Annotated in this window: 20 protein-coding genes; 7 read left to right on the top strand and 13 right to left on the bottom strand. The window is 64.9% G+C overall.

The window, feature by feature from the left end; all coding sequences use genetic code 11:
• Positions 1-4: 4 nt before the first annotated feature.
• From trpS to secB, 3 genes are read right to left on the bottom strand one after another with little or no spacing between them, the layout of a single operon-like run.
• A complete protein-coding gene (trpS, locus tag ACJ8FR_RS10335; RefSeq protein ID WP_407828544.1) occupies positions 5-1,018 on the bottom strand; it encodes a tryptophan--tRNA ligase in 1,014 nt (337 codons plus the stop codon).
• Positions 1,015-2,604, bottom strand: a complete 1,590-nt coding sequence (gene murJ / locus ACJ8FR_RS10340) for a murein biosynthesis integral membrane protein MurJ (RefSeq protein ID WP_407828545.1) — start codon at positions 2,602-2,604, stop codon at positions 1,015-1,017. The genes trpS and murJ overlap by 4 nt, the downstream gene beginning before the upstream one ends.
• A gap of 30 nt (positions 2,605-2,634) precedes the next feature.
• Complete coding sequence (secB, locus tag ACJ8FR_RS10345; RefSeq protein ID WP_407828546.1) at positions 2,635-3,153, bottom strand: protein-export chaperone SecB; 519 nt, start codon at positions 3,151-3,153, stop codon at positions 2,635-2,637.
• A 181-nt stretch (positions 3,154-3,334) separates the two neighbouring features.
• On the opposite strand from secB, the gene ACJ8FR_RS10350 reads away from it, so the two are divergent.
• The 4 genes from ACJ8FR_RS10350 (at position 3,335) to ACJ8FR_RS10365 (ending at position 7,454) form a co-directional block, all read left to right on the top strand.
• Positions 3,335-3,988 carry a Tim44/TimA family putative adaptor protein gene (locus ACJ8FR_RS10350; protein WP_407828547.1) on the top strand — a complete coding sequence of 218 codons (654 nt, stop codon included), beginning with the start codon at positions 3,335-3,337 and terminating at the stop codon, positions 3,986-3,988.
• 119 nt (positions 3,989-4,107) lie between these two features.
• On the top strand, positions 4,108-5,175 hold the full coding sequence (locus ACJ8FR_RS10355) for a murein transglycosylase A (RefSeq protein ID WP_407828548.1): 1,068 nt from the start codon (positions 4,108-4,110) through the stop codon (positions 5,173-5,175).
• Positions 5,156-5,677, top strand: coding sequence for a Smr/MutS family protein (locus ACJ8FR_RS10360; RefSeq protein WP_407828549.1), 522 nt, complete (start codon positions 5,156-5,158; stop codon positions 5,675-5,677). Before ACJ8FR_RS10355 ends, ACJ8FR_RS10360 begins: the two co-directional genes overlap by 20 nt.
• 91 nt (positions 5,678-5,768) lie before the next feature.
• Complete coding sequence (locus ACJ8FR_RS10365) at positions 5,769-7,454, top strand: putative bifunctional diguanylate cyclase/phosphodiesterase (protein ID WP_407828550.1); 1,686 nt, start codon at positions 5,769-5,771, stop codon at positions 7,452-7,454.
• Positions 7,455-7,463: 9 nt separating this feature from the next.
• Here ACJ8FR_RS10365 and ACJ8FR_RS10370 read toward each other — a convergent pair whose 3' ends face one another.
• Positions 7,464-9,068, bottom strand: coding sequence for a type II secretion system protein GspD (locus tag ACJ8FR_RS10370; RefSeq protein ID WP_407828551.1), 1,605 nt, complete (start codon positions 9,066-9,068; stop codon positions 7,464-7,466).
• A gap of 97 nt (positions 9,069-9,165) precedes the next feature.
• On the bottom strand, positions 9,166-10,332 hold the full coding sequence (locus ACJ8FR_RS10375) for a hypothetical protein (protein WP_407828552.1): 1,167 nt from the start codon (positions 10,330-10,332) through the stop codon (positions 9,166-9,168).
• A 216-nt stretch (positions 10,333-10,548) separates the two neighbouring features.
• Here ACJ8FR_RS10375 and ACJ8FR_RS10380 point away from each other — a divergent pair, with 216 nt between their 5' ends.
• Positions 10,549-10,953, top strand: a complete 405-nt coding sequence (locus ACJ8FR_RS10380; RefSeq protein WP_407828553.1) for a hypothetical protein — start codon at positions 10,549-10,551, stop codon at positions 10,951-10,953.
• Here ACJ8FR_RS10380 and dapE read toward each other — a convergent pair.
• Positions 10,950-12,089: a succinyl-diaminopimelate desuccinylase gene (dapE, locus tag ACJ8FR_RS10385; protein ID WP_407828554.1), complete on the bottom strand. Its 1,140-nt coding sequence runs from the start codon at positions 12,087-12,089 to the stop codon at positions 10,950-10,952. The two genes, ACJ8FR_RS10380 and dapE, sit on opposite strands and share 4 nt — an antisense overlap.
• 185 nt (positions 12,090-12,274) lie before the next feature.
• Between dapE and ACJ8FR_RS10390 the strand changes: the two genes are divergently transcribed.
• Positions 12,275-14,362, top strand: coding sequence for a TonB-dependent receptor plug domain-containing protein (locus ACJ8FR_RS10390; RefSeq protein WP_407828555.1), 2,088 nt, complete (start codon positions 12,275-12,277; stop codon positions 14,360-14,362).
• 30 nt (positions 14,363-14,392) lie between these two features.
• A complete protein-coding gene (locus ACJ8FR_RS10395; protein ID WP_407828556.1) occupies positions 14,393-14,860 on the top strand; it encodes a cupin domain-containing protein in 468 nt (155 codons plus the stop codon).
• Here the strand turns inward: ACJ8FR_RS10395 and ACJ8FR_RS10400 are convergent.
• The 7 genes from ACJ8FR_RS10400 to ACJ8FR_RS10430 form a co-directional block, all read right to left on the bottom strand.
• Positions 14,857-15,525 (bottom strand): glutathione S-transferase family protein, encoded by a 669-nt coding sequence (locus ACJ8FR_RS10400; protein WP_407828557.1) that lies wholly within the window; start codon positions 15,523-15,525, stop codon positions 14,857-14,859. The genes ACJ8FR_RS10395 and ACJ8FR_RS10400 overlap by 4 nt on opposite strands.
• Positions 15,526-15,534: 9 nt before the next feature.
• Positions 15,535-16,179, bottom strand: a complete 645-nt coding sequence (gene yihA, locus ACJ8FR_RS10405; RefSeq protein ID WP_407828558.1) for a ribosome biogenesis GTP-binding protein YihA/YsxC — start codon at positions 16,177-16,179, stop codon at positions 15,535-15,537.
• A complete protein-coding gene (gene yidC, locus ACJ8FR_RS10410; RefSeq protein ID WP_407828559.1) occupies positions 16,176-17,882 on the bottom strand; it encodes a membrane protein insertase YidC in 1,707 nt (568 codons plus the stop codon). Before yidC ends, yihA begins: the two co-directional genes overlap by 4 nt.
• Positions 17,883-17,898: 16 nt before the next feature.
• Positions 17,899-18,111 (bottom strand): membrane protein insertion efficiency factor YidD, encoded by a 213-nt coding sequence (yidD, locus tag ACJ8FR_RS10415; protein ID WP_407828560.1) that lies wholly within the window; start codon positions 18,109-18,111, stop codon positions 17,899-17,901.
• Positions 18,108-18,428, bottom strand: coding sequence for a ribonuclease P protein component (gene rnpA, locus ACJ8FR_RS10420; RefSeq protein WP_407828837.1), 321 nt, complete (start codon positions 18,426-18,428; stop codon positions 18,108-18,110). The genes yidD and rnpA overlap by 4 nt, the downstream gene beginning before the upstream one ends.
• Positions 18,429-18,433: 5 nt before the next feature.
• Entirely contained in the window at positions 18,434-18,568 is a 135-nt protein-coding gene (rpmH, locus tag ACJ8FR_RS10425) for a 50S ribosomal protein L34 (RefSeq protein ID WP_407828838.1), read from the bottom strand.
• Positions 18,569-18,654: 86 nt separating this feature from the next.
• Positions 18,655-18,966: a hypothetical protein gene (locus tag ACJ8FR_RS10430; RefSeq protein ID WP_407828561.1), complete on the bottom strand. Its 312-nt coding sequence runs from the start codon at positions 18,964-18,966 to the stop codon at positions 18,655-18,657.
• Positions 18,967-19,069 lie beyond the last annotated feature (103 nt).

Raw genomic sequence — 19,069 nt, forward strand, 5'->3', positions numbered from 1 at the left:
TCGGCTATTGCGCGAGGCCCACGGCCGTCTTGGCTGCCGAAAGCAGGGGCGCGCCGATCTCGATCGCGCGCGCTGCACCGTCGGCAAGGATCCGGTCGAGTTCGGCGGGGTCGCGGCGGAGCTCTTCGAGACGCTGACGGATCGGCGCGATCAGGCCGGTGACCGCCTCGGCAAGGGCCGGCTTGAACGTGCCGAAGCCCTGGCCGGCGAAGCGCTCAAGCACGCCATCAATGCCGACCCCCGTGATCGCCGCATAAATCCCAACGAGGTTCTTCGCTTCGGGCCGCGGCTCGAGCGCCGCTTCATCCTCCGGCAGCGGCTCGGGGTCGGTCTTCGCCTTGCGGATCTTCTGCGCGATCACGTCGTCGCTGTCGGTGAGGTGGATGCGGCTCATCTCGGACGGATCGGACTTGGACATCTTCGCGCGGCCGTCGCGAAGGCTCATGATGCGCGCAGCCGCTCCCCCGCCGATGAACGGCTCCGGGACCACGAACAGGTCGGTATCGAAATCGGTGTTGAACTTGAGCGCGATGTCGCGGGTGAGCTCGATGTGCTGTTTCTGGTCCTCTCCGACCGGGACATGGGTCGCGCGGTAAAGCAGGATGTCGGCCGCCTGCAGCACCGGATAATCGAACAGCGCGACGGAGGCGCCCTCTCGGTTCTTGCCGGCCTTGTCCTTCCACTGTGTCATGCGGTTGAGCCAACCCATTCGCGCGGTGCCATTGAGAATCCAGCACAGTTCCGAATGCGCCGGTATCGCGCTTTGCGCGAAGACGATCGACCTTTTGGGGTCGATCCCGCTGGCGATCAGCGCGGCCGCCATTTCGCGCACGCTCGATCGCCGCTCGTCAGGATCCATATGCTCCGACAACGAATGAAGGTCGGCGAGGAAATAGAGGCATTGCGCCTCGTCCTGCATCCGAACCCATCGAAGGATGGCGCCGAGCAGGTTGCCAAGATGCAGGCCGCCGGTCGGCTGGATGCCCGAAACCACGCGTTTCACTTGGCTGTCTGTCATGCTTCGCGCGCCCGTCGCTTGAGGAGGAGCTTCACATCGTCGAGCACGAACGCCCGGGTCAAGAAGCAGGCGATTGAATAAACGGCGACGCCGGCCCCGACGAGCCCGGTCAATGCCAGGTAGCGCTCCCAGATCCTCCCGCTTAGCCACGGATTTAGCAGCTGCCCGAAACCGTAGACCGCCGCGCCCATCAGCAGCGCTGCAAGCGCCAGCCGGGGAATGCGGCGCTTGAGCTGGGTGTCGGCAATGAAGTGGCCGCGCCTCGCGAGCGTCGAGTAGAGCAGCCATACGTTCGCCGTTGACGACAGAGCCGTGGCGAGCGGCGGGCCGACATGGCCGTAGCCGAACCGGGCGAGGACTGGGATCAGGATCAAATTGCCGGCAAGATTCACGCCGACCGACATCACGGCATAACGCACCGGCGTGCGGGTGTCGTGCCGGGCATAATAACCGGGGGTCAGCACCTTGACGAGGACGTAGGACGGAAGACCGATCGAGAAGCCCGCGAGAGCCCACGAGCATTTGACCGTGTCCGCCGCGTCGAAATGGCCATATTGGAACAGGCCGCGGACGATCGGTTCGGCGGCGACGATCAGCGCGACCATGGCCGGCAGCGTCAGGAACAGCGCCAGCTCCATCCCCCGGTTTTGCGTGTCCATCGCCTTGGCGTCTTCGCCCGCGCTCAGCAGCCGGGAGATGGTCGGAAGGAGGATCGTGCCAAGGCCGATTCCGATCATCCCGAGCGGAAGCTGGTTCACCCGGTCGGCATAATAAATGTACGAGATCGAGCCTTCGCCGAGCAGGTAGCCCGAGAGGGCGGTCGAGACGACGAGGTTGAGCTGTACGGCACCGGCGCCAATCGCGGCGGGGAGGATCAGCTGCATCAGGCGCTTCACCTCCGGGTCGAGCCGCGGCATTCGCGGGCGGAGCGAAACGCCGGCGGCGCGGCAGGCGAGGTAAAGCCACGCGAGCTGGAGCACGCCGCCGATCGGGACCGAGATGGCCTGGGCCCGCGCAGTCTCGTAGGCCGTGCCGTGAAAGACGAGCAGCGCCGTCACCATCGCGATGTTGAGCAAGATCGGGGCCGCCGCGTTAACCCAGAAGCGGTCGAGCGAATTGAGGATCCCGCCGAGCAGCGACGCGAGGCAGATCAGCATCAGGTAAGGAATGGTGATCCGGCTCAGCTGGACGGCGAACGCGAATTGTTCATGAGTCGGGTGCTGCTTGTGGAACCCGCCCGACAGCAGCGCGGTGAACGGCCAGGCGGCGACCAGCATGACGATCGTCATCGCGGCGAGGAATGCGAACAGCATCGAGAGCGTCCGCTCGGCGAAGTCGAATGCAGCGCCGCGTCCACCACCTTCTTCCGCCAGCTTGCGGTTGAACAACGGGATGAACGCGGAGGCAAAGGCGCCCTCGGCGAAGAAGGCGCGGAACATGTTGGGCAGGCGGAAGGCTACGAGGAACGCGTCCGAAGCGAAATTCGCTCCGACGTAGCGCGCCTGCAATGAATCACGGACGAGCGCGAGAACCCGGCTGACCAAAGTGAGGCCGCCGACGGATCCCAGCGATCGGGCGAGGTTCATCGGCTCGATCCCGCGCGGGCTGCGGAAATGTCAGGCGTCGCCGGCGTCTTCCCCGGTGACTTCGTCGAGCGCCGGCTGTTGCTGTTGAGCGGCTTCGACCTGCGCCATATAGGCCGCGGCGAAGTCGATCGGGTCCAGCATCAGCGGCGGGAAGCCGGCGTTTGCAATCGCGTCGGAGATGACCTGCCGCGCGAACGGGAAGAGCAGGCGCGGGGCCTCGATCAGCAGGAATGGCGGAAGTGCCTCTTCGGGCACGTTGCGGATCCCGAACAGCCCCGCGTAGCTCAAGTCGACAACGAAGTGGACGCCATTGTCGGAACGCGCCGAAATGTCGAACTTCAGGGTCACTTCGTGGACGCCTTCGCCGGCGCCCTGCACGTTGAGGTTGAACTGGACGTCGAGGTTTGGCTGCACCTGCCAGGAATAGACTTCCGGCGCGCTCGGGTTCTCGACCGACAAATCTTTCACATATTGCGCGAAGATCGAAACCTGCGGCTGACCATTATCGTCCGCGCCGTTGCCGCCGCCATTGGGTTGCTGGTCCGCCATTTATCCTGTCCTTACAGATTGTTGTGCTGTGCCGGATCCGCCTGCAGAGGAGCGGCGCTTCAGGCTCGTGCGCCTAGCAGCCGCAATAATGGGGCGCAATGCCGCCTTCGTGCGTTGGGCGGTGTTGGAATCTTTACGATAAGCACACTATGTTGGCAGCGGAAAAACACAGGATCCAAAGTTGACCGTCATCGTCGTCCTCGCACTCGTAGCACTGTTCATCGGGCTTCGCCTCTACAGCGTGCTCGGCGAACGCACGGGCCACGAGCAGCAGCCAATCCTCAAGCCGGCTGACCCGGACGCCCGTCCGGCGCCCCAGGTAACCCAGCCGGTTGTTCCGCAGCCCGCCGCGCCCGAAGCAGGCGACCTCGCCTATGTTCCGACGGCCGGTCCCGGCGTGCGCGCCATTCTCGCTGCGGATTCGAGCTTCGACGTCGCGCGCTTCCTCGAAGGCGCGAAATCGGCATATCGCATGATCCTCGAAGCCTATTGGAAGGGCGACCTCGAGACCCTCCGCAGCCATGTCGAAGTGCACGTGTTCGATGCGTTCGCGAGCGCGGTCGAGCAGCGCAAAACCGACGGCCTCAGCCTCGACAACCGCCTGGTTGCGGTCGAGCAGGCGGTGATCTCCGAGGCGACGCTGGAGCGCGGAGTCGCGGTCATCGCGGTCCGGTTCGAGGCTGATATCGCCGCGGTGACCCGCAATTCGGACGGCCAGGTCGTCGCCGGCTCGCTCAGCGACGCAGTGCAGACCCGCGACCTGTGGACCTTCCGCCGCGACACCGGCTCGCGCGATCCCAACTGGCTTCTGGTCGAGACCGACGAGGAAGAGTGAGGCTGATCGCACGGGCGCTCGCGCTCGCCTCTCTCGTTTTTCTTGCAGCTTGCGCCTCCAGGCCGATTGCGCCGGCTGAAATCCCTCCTCCCGTTACCTCGGCTCCGGCGCCCACTCCTGTGCCTGTCCCGCCGCCGACGCCGATCGGCCGCAACGCGGTCGAGACCGGGATCAAGCTCGAGAACCCGCGCGTGCTTGGTCAGGAGGAGGCGACACGGGCGCTGGCCGCCTTCCGCCTCAGCTGCCCGGTGGTAATGACTCGCACCGACGCTTCCGGGCTGACTGTCGGCAGCGACTGGCAGGCGGTTTGCGCCCAGGCCGCCAGCCTCGATCCAAGCTTTGCGCCGGGCTTCTTCTATTACGGGTTCGACTGGGTGAGGGTCGGCGAAGGCAAGGCTTTCGCCACCGGTTATTACGAACCGGAAATCGAAGGCTCGCGGACCCCGCAGCCCGGCTCTGTGCCGATCTATCGCGTTCCGCCCGACCTTGTCCGCTGCACCAGGCCAGACGGTACGACAGGCCGCGGCCGGATCGACGAGACCGGCACTTGCGTCGCTTATTTCACGCGTGCCGAAATCGAGAACGGAGCGCTCGCGGGCAAGGGCTTGGAGCTTGCATGGGCCAAGGATCCGGTCGACCTATTCTTCATGGAGATCCAGGGCTCCGGACGGATCCGGTTCGACGACGGCTCGGTCATGCGCGTGGCCTATGCCGGCCAGAACGGGCGCGACTATGTGGCCATCGGCCGGCTGCTCCGTGATCGCGGCATTCTTCCGTCGGGCGGCGCGAACATGCAGTCTATCCGCGACTGGATCCGCTCGAACCCCGACCAGGGCCGCGAGTTGATGCGCGAGAATCTGTCCTACGTCTTCTTCAAGGAGCTGACGGGCCCCGGACCGCCCGGCGCGCTTAACGTGCCGGTCACTGCACGCGCAACCGTCGCCGCCGATCCCAACTACGTGCCGCTTGGCGCGCCGGTCTACATCCACCACGCCGACCGGCGCGAGGTCGACGGGCCGTGGCTCGCGCAGGATGTCGGCGGGGCGATCAAGGGGCCCAATCGCTTCGATACCTTCTGGGGCTCCGGCGCCGAGGCGGCCGCGATCGCCGGCGGCATGTCGGCGACCGGCCAGGCGCTGATCCTGATCCCCAAAGGCGTCGCCGCGCGTGCGCTCGCTCAGCGCTGACGAGGCCGAGCTCTGGGCCCGGGTCGCAGCGACGATCAGGCCATTGTCGCGGGAGAAGATCAGGCCATTTCCGGCTATAACAAGCGAGCCGACGACGCGGCCTCCGGGCCCGCTCGTTTCGCGCTCGAAGCCGACCGAGGCTAGGCGCGCGAAACCGACACCGATCGGAGCGCGAACCCTCGACGGCAGCTGGGACAAAAGGCTCGGAAGCGGGCGGATCGAGCCTGATCGCAGGCTCGACCTGCACGGGATGAACCTCGATACCGCCTGGGCTGCCATCGATCGCGGGCTCGAGCAGGCAATTGGACGCGGCGACCGCGTCTTGCTGCTGATCACCGGCCATCATGGGCCCGGCGAGCCGCCAGTCCAGCGCGGCAAGATTCGTGCGGCCGTGCACGACTGGCTTGCAGCGTCGCGCCACGCACCCTCGATCGCTGCTGTCCGCGGTGCGCACCGGCGCCACGGCGGCGGCGGCAGCCTCTACATCATATTAAAACGCTAACCGCCGCGCCGATGACGGTTTCTTAACCTCGATTCATTAACGCGGGGAGGTAGGCGAATGAATCCCGCCCCCGCGAGGCGCACCAGGCACGATGACCGCAGGCACGGCACAGAAGATCAGCAACGCGATCCTGTCGTGCGGCGCGGGCGCGGCCTCGTTCCTGTTTTCATTGACCGCCCTCCTTTATCTGACGGAATTCGACCAGAAAATCCTGGCGGCGATGGTCGCCGGCGCGTTCTGCCTGCTCGTCAGCTACGTCGCCGCCGAGCGGCCCAACAGCGAAAGCGCGCGCGCCCTTTCGGCGCTGAGCGAGCGGCTTCTGGCCGTCGAGGACGGGGACCTCGTGTCACCGGCGCCGGTTTCGGTAAAGCGTGTCATGCCCAAGGTTGCGGCAGCGGTGGATAGCCTGTTCGCCGAGGTTCGCGCCTCGATCGAAAATGCCCATGCGCTGGGGATGTACGATCCCGTCACCTCGCTTCCCAACCGGCTGCATTTCCGCTCCGAAGCCGACAAGCTGATGAGCGAGGTCCTCGATGGCGCTCAGTCGGCGATGCTGTTCGTCGACCTCGACCGCTTCAAGCTAGTCAACGACAGCCTCGGCCATGCCCGCGGCGACCAGCTTTTGATCATGGTCGCCAATCGGCTGCGTGTCGTCGTCAATGCCGAGTTCACCGGCAGCGCGCGGAGCCGGCCTTTGCTCGCTCGCCTCGCCGGCGACGAGTTCACCATCTTCTTCCCCGAGATCGCCTCGGTCGCCGAAATCGAGCGGGTATCGCGCCGCATCGTGCTGGCGATCTCCGAGCCGTTCGAACTCTGCTCGCATAGCGTCGACATCGGCGCATCGATTGGGATCGCAGTCTGCCCCGAGCATGGCACGAGCATCGAGGCGCTGATGCGCGCGGCTGACATCGCGATGTATCGGGCCAAGGCCAGCGGGGGCGGCCAATATTGCCTGTTCTCGGGCGACCTCGCGGCCGAACATCAGCAGAAGATCGAGACCGAGAAGGCGCTGTCGGAAGCGGTTCTCCGCGACGAATTCATGCTCGTGTTCCAGCCACAAATGAGCCTGGTGACCGGCGAGCTTGCCGGCGCCGAGGCGCTGCTGCGGTGGAACCATCCACGTGACGGGCTTCGCCTGCCGGGCACCTTCATCCCGGTCGCGGAACGCACCGGCCTGGTGGCCGAGATCGGCGAGTGGGTGACCGGGGAAGTTGCCGCCACGCTCAGCAATTGGCGCCGCGACGGCTTCGACGGACGGCTCGCCTTCAACATCAGCCCGCGCCAGGTCGACCGGCCCGATTTCTTCGCCAAGCTGCGCCAGGCATTCGGCGACGCCGATGTTCCGCTATCGCTGATCGAGCTCGAATTCACCGAAAGCGCGGCGATGGAAGTCAGCGCACCCGTGCTCGACGAGATCGCGGCGCTGCGCAACGACGGCGCCCACATCACCATCGACGATTTCGGCACCGGTTACTCTAACCTCGCGCGGCTCCGCGCCATGCCGCTCGACCGCGTCAAGCTCGACCCCTCGCTGACTGCGGACATCGAGGTCAACGAAAAGGCGCGGGTGATCGTCCAGGCGGTCATCCAGCTGATCAAGGGCGTGGATTGCGAGATCGTCGCCGAGGCGGTCGAAACCGTTGCCCAGGCCGACATGCTCCGCGCGATGGGTTGCGATACCGTCCAGGGTTATGTGTTCGCGCCGCCGATGATGGAGCAGGAATTCCTCGCCTGGACCGGCAAGGGCCGTGGGCCGGCCGCCAAGTCGGTCGCCTGACCTGATGGTCTAACGCGCGGGCGGAGGCGCCGGCGGGATGGACGCTGGCCGAACTTCAAACGTCTGCTGCCGCGATGCCGTCTGGACCGTCGTGCCTACGCCGTGCACGATATGCGGCGTGACGATGATATAGAGCTCGGTCTTCGAGCGGGTCTGCTTGTCGGTCCGGAACGCCTGACCGAGCAAGGGGATGTCGCCGAGCAGCGGGACCTTGGTCTTGGTCGTGAGATTTTCGTCCTGGATGAGGCCGCCGATGACGAAGGAATCGCCGTCGCGGACCGTCGCCGCCGTTTCGGCCTGGCGCTGGCTGATGGTCGGGTAGCCCTGACTGAACCCCGTGACGCTGGAGACCACGCAGTAAACATGGCTCGAGACGAAGCCATCGGTGCTGACGCGCGGGGCGATCTGCAGCGTCACGCCGACATTCACATATTGAACTTGCTGCTGGACGCCGTTGACGCCTGACAGGGCAATCGAGGTCAGGATCGGAAGCGCATCCCCGGTGATGATCTTCGCCGTCGATCCGCTCTGCGCGGCAATGCGCGGCTTCGACACGATCCGGCCGTTGCCCTTGGTGATTTGCGCATAGATCGCTGCCTGGAAGGAGGCGCTGGTCATGTGACCGGAGCAATTCGCTCCTTCGAAGTCGCAGCCCTGCGCCGGAACCCCGGGCAGGATCGCTTCGCCCGAACGGAAGCTCACGACACCGATCTGCCCGGCGGAGTTCGCGAAATCGATTCCGAGCGCTTTGGAACCGGTCTCGTTGAGCTCGACCATCTGCGTCTCGAGGATCACGCTGTCGACCGGGATGTCGATGGCCGCGATCATCTCTTTCATCCGGGCGATGTAATCGGGAGAGCCTCTCAGCCACACCGCATTGAGTCTCCGGTCGATCGACATCGACGCATCGACGGACTGGCCCAGCGGTTCGTCACTGCTGCCGGGCGCCTGGCTCGCTGTCTGCGCCTGGTAATTGGTCCCGGTCAGGCTGTTCGATCCGAATTGCGGTTCACGCGGGATGAAGACGTCGTTCGATTTGACCGCTGCGCCTTGCGAAAGAAGGCCCACGACTTCCGAGACATCGGCATATTTCAAAAGCACCAGGGCGTAGCTGTCCTGCCCGGCTGCCGCCGCGAAGGCGGGCGGCAGGCTGCCACCGCGACTTTCCTCACCCGACGCGGCCCGCTCGATCGGCTTGGCGATCGATCCGATCGTGACCTCGATCGTCCTGTCGCTGCTGGCGACCGCCGCGACTGTCGCTCCTTTGTCGACCTGGAAGTGGAGTACGAGCACGCCCTCGGCCTGGACGAACTCGATCCCGCGGACGAAGCCATGCAAATCGCGGGGGCTGACGGCCGATGGCATCCTCGCGGTCAGTGCGAGCGCGAGCGTTGGGTCGCGAGCGTTGTTGCTGAGCGCCTGAAACCCATTGACCCTCGGCTCGACGACGAGCTGCAGGTGGGCTTCACGGTCGCTTTGGCTGACCAGGTTGATTTTTGTCAGCGCGACGGTGCTTGGAACCGGCGCCTGCGCCGCGAGCGCCGGACTCGCCGGCCCGAGCAGAGCGAGGACGAACAGCCAAATGAGCAGTGAGATACGCTTTGCTTGCGCCACTTAGAACTGGGCCAGTCTGAAATTAAGCCGGAAAGTCAGTTACTTGCACAGCAACGCGGGCTGCGCAATGGCAGCCCGCGTGCTTTGTTCTCGAACCTTAGTTGCCGAACGCCCCAAGGCCGTACGGCGTACCGAGGCCGGTTGGCCCGTCGTAGCCCGGCTGCGCGTTGCAGTAATAGGGAACTGCGCAAGTTCCATTGCTTCCGCTCGTCACGTCGTTGAGATTCGCGGTGTGCGAGTAGATCGACGACGCAGCGTTGATGCTGCCGTTGCGCAGCGCGAACATCGCGCCGATCAGCGGCGCCGAGGCGCTAGTTCCCCCGAACACCATCCACTGCGATGCGCTTCGGCTGGCCGGGCCATAGACGGCGACGCCCGTGTTGGGGTCGGCAACCGCCGACACGTCGGCTTCCATCCGGCCGCCGCAGGCATCGGTCACTCCGTTCTGCCAGCTCGGCTTGGCGTGGCCGAGGCCGCAGCCGCTCCCGGCGCCGTTCCACACCGTCTCGGTCCAGCCGCGCGTGCCGCCGCCAGCGCGAAGGCTGGTGCCGCCGACCGCAACCGCTCCCGGAGCGGTTGCCGGCCATTGCGCGCCATAGCCATAGTCGCCTGTGCTGACGGTCACCGCGATCTCGTTCGCGCTGTAGTGCGAATCATAGGCAGAGTAGGACGATGAGTCCGTATTGCCGTAGCTATTCGAAATGGCTTTCACGCCCGCGACCGTCTTCGCATAGTCAACGCCAGTCCAAAGGTTGGAAAAGGACGCGGAGCTCGCCTGGACGAGCAGGATGTGACAGCTCGGGCAGGCTGAGCTGACCATGTCGAGGTCGAGCGCCTGTTCCTGGTCCCATCCAACGTCGACCCGGCCCGGCGCTTTGCCGCCAGTCTGGCCGACGATCTTGAGGCAGCCATTGGCTGTCGTGCAGGCCGGGAGACCGTATTGCGCGCGATAGACCGCGAGATCTGCCTCGGCATTCGGATAGCCGAAGGCGTCGACGATCGCGACGGTTGGCGTGCCGCTGCCGCTCACTCCGGTCAGGCCGTAGGCAGCCTGGAGCTGAGCCGGGCCGTAGCCCGATGGCGTTGCGGCAGGATTGGCCTTGCCATTGTGCGGATTACCGCGCGCGTCGGTAACGACATGCGCATAGCAGCGGGCGGTCCCCGCCGGAGTGCCACGCGCGCAGACCGCGGCGTGGAAAACATTGCCGCTTCTCTCAAGCTGGAGCGTTTGCGCCGTCGCCGGGCCAACGCCAGCAGAACTCAACGCAACTCCGAGGCCAACAAGCCCCCATTGACGCAACATCATACTGAATTCCCTCCGTTACTCGCTCAAACTCCGAGCGCGGCGGATGCTGACAGCGATTCGCTCGATTGCAAGCGTCAATAATCGTTAACGACCGTCTAACTGTCTTATTTTTGAATATCTTACGCGGAACCGCGGCGGGCTCCTCTCGTTCAAGGTTCCGATGGGGGAGAGCCCATGAGACCGGCCGTATCGATCTTGACGCTGCTTCTGTCGGGTTGCGCCTCGAACGACGTGCAGGCGTTGCGGCCGCTGGAGATCGCCACCGCGCCCTACCAAGGCGTCGTTACCAGCGCCCTTACCGGAAGCCTGATGTACGAGGGCGGCTGCCTCTTGTTTCGCGATGAGCATGATCGTTTTCATCTCTTTCCGGTGTGGCCAGACGGGAGCATCTTCAACGGCACGTCGGTCGCCTTCCACCAGCCGGGGAAAGCCGAGCAGCAGGTGGTTGTCGGGGAGGAGTTCGTGATGGAGGGTCAGCCCATCCAATGGTCGCGCATCCCTAATCCACGGATCGCTCTCCATCAGCAGCGCTGCGGCAGTCAGCCCTTCGCCGTCTTGGCGATTCACCCCGCCAATTAGTTTTTGGCAGCTAGCACCTTGCGTACGATCCGCTCGTAAATCCGCGAGAGCGCGTGGATATCCTCGACCGCGGCGCATTCGCCGACCTTGTGCATGGTCGCGTTGGGAAGGCCGAAATCGACCACCGGACACAGCTGGATCAGGAAACGCCCGTCCGAAGTGCCGCCGCTGGTGGAAAGCTCGGGCTTCTGACCCGTTTCCTCCTCGATTGCCGCGACCACCACATCGTACAACGGACCCGGCGGAGTCAGGAAAGCCTCTCCCGAGATGCGGGCCTTGACCATCGCTCCCGGCGCCTCGCGCGCCGCGATTTCCTCGACCCGCTTGACCAGATCCGCCCCCCGCTGAAGATTGTTGAAGCGGATGTTGAGCTGCGCCGTCGCGCTCCCCGGAATGACGTTGCTGGCGCTGGTCGGGGTCGAGACCGCCGTGAACTCGAGGTTTGAGGCGGGAAACTGCTCTGTGCCGTCGTCGAGGTGGAGCGCATCGAGCGCGGCAATCACGCGCGCCAGCGGCGGGATCGGGTTCGTCGTCCTGTGCGGGTAGGCGACGTGGCCCTGCACGCCCGGCACTTCGATCCACATGTTGACCGATCCGCGTCGGCCGATCTTGACTGTGTCGCCGAGCCGCTCGACCGACGTCGGCTCGCCGATGAGGATCATGTCGGGCCGAATCTGCCGCTCGTTCAGCCAGTCGATGATCCGCGGCGTGCCGTAGGTCGCATAGCCTTCCTCGTCGCCGGTGATCAGGAGCGACAGGGTTCCGCCCGCATCGCCGAGCCTGGAGATAGCGGCGACGTAAGCGGCGATGGCGCTCTTCATGTCATTGGCGCCGCGGCCGACCAGCAGCCCGTCCACGATTTCGGCAGCGAACGGGCCGCCGCTCCAGCCCTCGCCTGCAGGGACCACGTCGAGGTGGCCGGCGAAACCGAAATGCGGTCCGCCTTCCCCGCGCAGGGCGACCATGTTTTCGGTTGGTCCATCGGGTGGCTCGCCCATCACCCAGCGGTGGACTGTGAAGCCGAGCGCAGCGAGCGCGGCTTCGAGCCGGTCGAACACTTCGCCCGCCGCGGGCGTGACGCTCGGGCAGCGGATCAGCTCTGAAGCCAAGGCAATGGGATCGATCGGCGTGGTCATGGTGCGTGCCTAACAGCCCGCCACTCGCAGACAAGCGGAGGTTGTTCCAAGGAGGTGAGTTGCTGTAGTGCAACGGTAGGGCACTGTATGCCTGTTAGCGGGAGACCGCTTGCGTATTCGCTACAAATGTAGCACGCTGCAAATGTAGCGCGTTTGTCTCGCGCTGATTGATGGAGGAGTTGGCGATGATCGAGTGGCGTTCGATCCGCGCGCTTTTGTGGGCAGGCTCGAGCCTTGCCGCGGCAATGCCGCTGATGGCGCAACCGTCCGCGCCGGCAGCGCCGCCGACGGCTGCGAAGCGCACCTACACGCCCGCCGACTTCGCCCGCTTCGCTCCCAAGACCGCCTACGATATGCTCGCGCAGGTGCCCAGCTTCACCATTCGCAGTGCCGACACCAGCGAGCGGGGGCTCGGCCAGGCGTCCGAGAATGTGCTGATCAATGGTCAGCGCATTGCCAACAAGTCGGGCGGGGCGATCGACCAGTCGCAGCGCATCTCCGCCGCGAGCGTCGACCGGATCGAGATCGTCGAGGCGGCGAGTCTCGGAATTCCAGGCCTGTCGGGCCAGGTCGCGAACATCATCCTCAAATCGCAAACCAAAGGTAGTGGCCAGTTTAGCTGGAATCCCGGCTTTCGCGCGCATTTTACGCAGCCGCAGTACGACAATGCTTCTATCAGCTATTCGAACAAGACTGGACCGCTCGACTATACGCTGTCGGCGGCCGCGCTGTCGGGTCGGGGCGGCCTTGGCGGCCCGGTGACGATCACTGACGCCAGCCACAACATCATCGAAACGCGCGACGAGATTTATCACAGCGAATATCACGAGCTGGTTTTCAAGGCGAAGCTCGGCCTGGACGGGCCAGGGTCTTCGCTCGGCAATCTTGCGCTAAGCTATAATCCCTATTGGAGCCCGCAATTCCTCGGCGATACGCGCGTGCTGGCGACGGGAGAACGGCGAAGCCGTACAAATCGCCAAAGCAAGGCTGGGTACAACGCCGACATCAGTGGCGACTATGAGCTGGCGCTGGGCCCCGGCCGCCTCAAGGCAATCGGTCTGTGGCACCACGAGCACGCGCCGAACATCACCACGCAGATTCTGGCGTTCGAGACAACCGCAGCCCCGTCGACCGGTACGCGCTTCAGCAGGGACGCAAGATACGGCGAAGCAATCGCGCGCGGAGAATATCGCTGGAAGACGGGAAACAACGACTGGCAGGTATCGCTCGAGCGGGCGTTCAATTCGCTCGACCAGCGAGGCGGGTTGTTCCAGCTCAATTCGCAGGGCGAGTTCATCCAGGTGCCGTTCCCCGAAGGAAGCGGCAAGGTCACCGAGGTGCGTTACGAAGGGATCGCGTCGCTCAGCCGGCCGCTTGCGCCGAACCTTGACCTGCAGCTTGCCGCCGGTGCCGAGACCTCGACCCTGGATCGGGTCGACGACGACCAGCCAGCGCGCAAATTCTTCCGGCCGAAGGGCAGCGTGACGCTGGCTTGGCGCCCATCGAAGACGTGGGATATCAGCCTCAAACTACGCCGCCGCGTCGGCCAGATCGACTTCCTCGATTTCCTCGCACAACCGGTACTGAGCCAGGACCGGCAGAATGCGGGCAATCCGGAACTCGTCCCGCCGCAAAGCTGGGAAGCCGAAACCGAGTTCTCCCACGACCTCGGTCGATGGGGGAAGACTCGCCTCAATCTTCATTACTATCGCGTCGAAGACATTATCGACGTGATCCCGATCGGCACGGACGGGCAGGGGATCGGCAACCTTCCGCGAGCGGTCAAATACGGAGCGGAGAGCACCAGCACCTTAAACCTCGATCCGCTCGGCTGGCATGGTGCGAAGATCGATCTCAACGCCGGCGTTGAGATCTCGTCGGTGAAGGACCCGTTGACCGGCCGCAACCGCCCGATCAGCGGCAATTACGACCGATGGGGAAGCGCTCAGCTGCGCCACGACGTGCCCGGAACGCCGTTCGCCTGGGGCGCGAACGTGCAGTACCAACACTATGCGAAAAACTACTTCCTGACCGAAATCATCCGGACGCTCGATATCCCTTTGGCGTTCGGCGCGTTCGTCGAGCACAAGAACCTGTTGGGCCTGGCCGTTCGGGCCAGCGTATTCAACATTTTTGGCGGCCGCCACGGCCTCCACACCGTCGACCGCGTCGTCTATTCAGGGTTCCGCGACCGCTCTCCGATCGCCTTTTACGAAAAGCACGACGACCTCGTCGGACCGCTCTTCGACTTGAGCATCAAAGGCACCTTCTAAGCCCTACGCCTGTTTGCTAACGGCAGGCTCATGCCCAAGATCGATCTCGACGCCATCGAGCAGGTGAGCCGCACCGGCTATCCGCCGCCGTTCAACCAGGAAGTCGCCGGGCGGTGGTATCGCCGCCTCGCCCCGGCCGCGGGGCTGACCGACTTCGGCGTCAGCCATGTCGTGCTGAAGCCCGGCGCCTGGTCATCCCAGCGCCATTGGCACAACGGCGAGGACGAGTTTCTGGTGATGCTCGAAGGCGAAGCGGTGCTCGTCGAGGACGAGGGCCGCACCACGCTTCGGCCGGGCGATTGCGCCGCCTGGCCGAAGGGCAGCACCAACGGCCACCACCTGCGCAACGAAAGTGATGCCGACTGTGTGTTCGTGTGCATGAGCGGCGGAGAGAACAGCGGCGGCGGGTATTCGGACATCGACATGATCTGGACCACCGAAGGGGGCTTCGCGCACCGTGACGGCACGCCCTACGCCGAGGCGAAGCGTCCCGCCTAGGCGGCCTTGTCGGTCTCCCACTGCTCGATCACCCAGGGCTCGTCCTGGGCCTTGTCGATCCATTCGGCGACGTCCGGGTGCGACAGAACGTGCTTCATGTACACCGCGGCAAAGCTCGGCACGCCGACGCCGTAAGTGATGAACCGCGTCACTACCGGCGCGTACATGATGTCCGCCGCGCACCAATCGCCGAACAGGAAATCGCCGGTGCCGCCGAAGCGCGCCCGCGCCTGCGCCCACAATTGCAGGATCCGATCGATCTCGCTTCGCACTTCCTCGCTGAGCTTCATCGGCGGGAAGCTCTTCCGGACATTCATCGGCAGCTCGCGCCGGAGGTTGGCGAATCCCGAGTGCATTTCCGCGGCCATCGAGCGCGCCATGCCGCGCGCGCCCTCGTCCTCGGGCCAGTAAAGCGCCGGGCCGAAGCGGTCGGCGAGGAATTCGATGATCGCCAGGCTGTCCCAGACGACAATGTCGCCGTCCCACAGGATCGGGACCTTGCCGAGCGACGGCGCGAACTCGTCGCCCTCGCGGCGCTTTTCCCAATCGGCGTCGAACATCGGCACGACCAGTTCATCGAACGGCTCGCCCGCCTGCTTGCACGCCAGCCAGCCGCGCATCGACCAGCTAGAATAAGCACGATTGCCGATGATCAGCTTGAACAACGCCTTCTCCTAAGAGGCGGCCGCTTCGAGGATCGCGGTCCGCAATTCGCCGATCCCGCTACCCGTTTCACTCGAAGTCGTGAAGATGTCCGGGTGCGCGGCCGCATGCTTGCGCGCTTCCTCGCCGACGCGCTCGAGCGTCGCGGCAAGCTCGGCCGACTTCACCTTGTCGGCCTTGGTCAGCACGATCTGATAATTCACGGCGGCGCTGTCGAGCATGTCCATGATGTCGCGGTCGGGCGGCTTCAGGCCGTGCCGCGAATCGATCAACACCAGCGTCCGTTTAAGTACCGCGCGCCCGCGCAAATAATCGTTCACCAAGTGGCGCCAGCGCCGCGCCAGGTCCTTCGGCGCCTCGGCGAAGCCGTAGCCGGGCATGTCGACCAGGCGCAGCTGCAGCGGCTCGCCGACGTCGAAGATATTGAGCTCCTGAGTCCGCCCCGGCGTGTTCGAGGTTCGCGCCAGCGCCTTGCGGTTGGTGAGCGCATTGAGCAGCGAGCTCTTGCCGACGTTCGACCGCCCGGCGAAGGCGATCTCGGGCGCAACCGGGTCGGGCAAGAACTGCAGCGCCGGAGCCGACTTCAGGAACTCGATCGGCCCGGCGAACAGCTTGCGCGCCCGCTCGGCGATCTCATTGTCCATGACCTCGCTCATGTGTGAACCGGGTGGGTATCCGACAGGTGCAGTCCGTATCTGCGGTACAGCCACCATTGCTGGGCGATCGTCAGGATGTTGTTGGTCATCCAGTAGAGCTGCAACCCGGCGGCGAACGGCGCCATGATGAACACCAGGAACCACGGCATGATCGCGAACACCTGCGCCTGCGCCGGGTCCATCGGCTGGGGATTGAGCTTCATCGACAGCCATTGGGTCGCGCCCACCATGATCGGAAGGACTCCGATCGCGAGATAGGCCGGCGGCGAGAAATGCAGCAGCCCGAACAGGTTGACCGGGGTCAGCGGGTCCGGCGCCGACAAATCCTTGATCCACAGGATGAATGGCTGGTGGCGCATTTCGACGCTGACCAGCAGGGTCTTGTACAGCGCGTAGAACACCGGGATCTGGAGCAGGATCGGCAGGCAGCCCGCCGCCGGGTTGATCTTCTCGGCCTGGTAGAGCTTCAGGATCTCCTGCTGCTGGCGCGGCTTGTCGTCCTTGAAGCGTTCCTGGATCGCTTTCATCTTCGGCTGGAGCTTGCGCATTCCCGCCATCGACTGGAATTGTTTCTGCGCGATCGGGAACATGATCGCGCGGACGATCAGGGTCAGGCAGACGATCGCGACGCCGAAATTGCCGAGCGTGTGGAACAGCCACAGCAGCAGGTTGAAGATCGGGATCATGAACCAGTAGAACCAACCCCAGTCGATCGCGAAGCTGAGCTTGGGGATGCCCGCGTTCTCATAGCGGTCGAGCAGCGCTTTTTCCTTCGCGCCCGCGAACAGGCGGCTCTCCGTGCTCAGGGTCTGGCCGGGCGCGACGCTGGCCGTGGCGAGTGCGTAATCCGCCTGATAGCCGCCGCTCGGTGAACGCCGGAACTCGGCGCTCATTCCGGATCGGGGAGCGAGCGCGGTCAGCCAATATTTGTCGGTGAACCCGAGCCAGCCGGAATCGGTCTGGAAGGTTTCGGTCGTACCTTGGTCGAGGTCTTTCCAGTTGACGCTGTAATTGGCCTTTCCGCCGAACACGCCGATCGGGCCGGTGTGGTTTTGCCACGTCGAGCGGTCGGCCGACTGGCCGGCGCGGCTGACGAGGCCGATCGGCCGAACCGTGAGCGGCTGACCTGAGGCGTTGGTCACGCTCTGCTGAATCGTGAACAGATAGCCTTCGTCGACCGCGATCCTGATCTGGTAGCGCGTCCCGTCGACGGTCTGCGCCGTCAGCGTGACGGGACGGCCGGGCGTCAGCGACTGGCTGTCAGCCGACCAGACCGTGTCGAGGCCCGGGGCCTGGCCGTTCTGCGCCGTCCAGCCGAAGCTCGCGATATACGCAGCCGGAGTTCCGAGCGGGGACAACAAGCGGACCGGCGGCGAATTCCTGGCGATCGTCTGCCTGTGGTTGACGAGGAGCAGGTCGTCGATCTGGGCGCCCTTGAGATTGATCGAACCCTGCAGCGACGGGGTCCGAATCTCGACGCGCGGGCTCGAAGCGAGCGCCGCCGAGACGCTTTGCACGGCCTTGGACGCGGACGGCGCCGAGGGTTGCGCTTGCGGCTGGGGCAGAGGTTGTTGCTTGCCCGCTTCGACCTTGGTGCTGGGAGGGTTGGCAGTCGGGAAATATCTATTCGCAGCCCAGGTCCAGCCGATGAGCACCAGCGCGCTCAGCACCACGGCGATGATCATATTCTTGCTGTCGTTCACCTAGGTTCGATCCTCTTCACGGTACAGGGTCGGGGCCCTGGCCGCCCCAGGGATGGCAGCGGCAGATGCGTTTCAACGCCATCCAGCCGCCGCGTGCGGCGCCATAGCGCTCAATCGCGGTGATCGCATAGGCCGAGCAACTCGGCTGATAGCGGCAACTGGGCGGCAGAACCTGCGACGGGCCCTTCTGCCACGCGCGGGCAACCAGGATCATCAGCCTGGCGATCATGGCCTGCGCAGCCGCTCTATAGCGTCGATGAGCTCGGTGCGAAGCAGGCTGAAGTCGCGCTCGATGCCCTTGGCCCGGCCGATCATCACGTGGTCGGCGCCGGGGACGCCCTTCGCAGGCACAATCTCTCTCGCGAGCGCGCGGAAGCGCCGCTTCATGCGGTTGCGGACGACCGCACCGCCGATCTTCTTGGTCACGGTGAAGCCGACGCGCATCTCGGGATCGGCGTCCTTGCGCTCGCGAACCAGCAGGACGAACCCGGGGGTGGTTGCGCGGAGGCCGCCGTTCGCGGCGACGAAATCAGCCCGCTTCTTGATGGTTGCTAGGCGCTGAGCTTCTTGCGGCCGCGCGCGCGGCGCGAATTGAGCACCTTGCGGCCGCCCACCGTCGCCATGCGGCTGCGGAACCCGTGACGCCGCTTGCGGACGAGGTTGCTGGGCTGGAAGGTGCGCTTCATCGCTCATGCCTTTTGGATCAAAGAAAAAGGGCCGCCAAAGAGGCAGCCGCGGTCGTGCGCGCCGATAGTGGAGGGTGCCCAGGAAGTCAATTCCGCTCGGCCGGATCGACCGCCTTCCGGATCGCCTCGCGCCGTTGATGGCTCGACCGCCGAAGCGCCCAGTCCATCCACTTGCCGGCCTTGGGCTGCCACCGCTTGACCCGCACATAATGGCGCTTCGCCCACATGCTCGTCTTGAGGATCAGTCCGAGACCGACGGCTGCGACGACCACTCCGCCCGGCCCCGGAAGGACGCCGACGATCGGCGACAGGAAGAGGAGGAGCATTCCGGTCCCGAAAAGCGTCCATTCCACGACAGGATGGTCGAAGAAATTCCGCCACTGGACACGCGTGATCATCGCCGCGGATGTGGTTGCGCGCGGCCGTTCGCGCAAGCGGCCTTGCGGGAAAGGTCCACAACGGTCTAGCTTCGCACCGCCGAGCTAGGGGGAATTCTGTTCA

The sequence above is a fragment of the Sphingomonas sp. genome (genome assembly GCF_045810705.1).
Lineage (GTDB): Bacteria > Pseudomonadota > Alphaproteobacteria > Sphingomonadales > Sphingomonadaceae > Sphingomicrobium.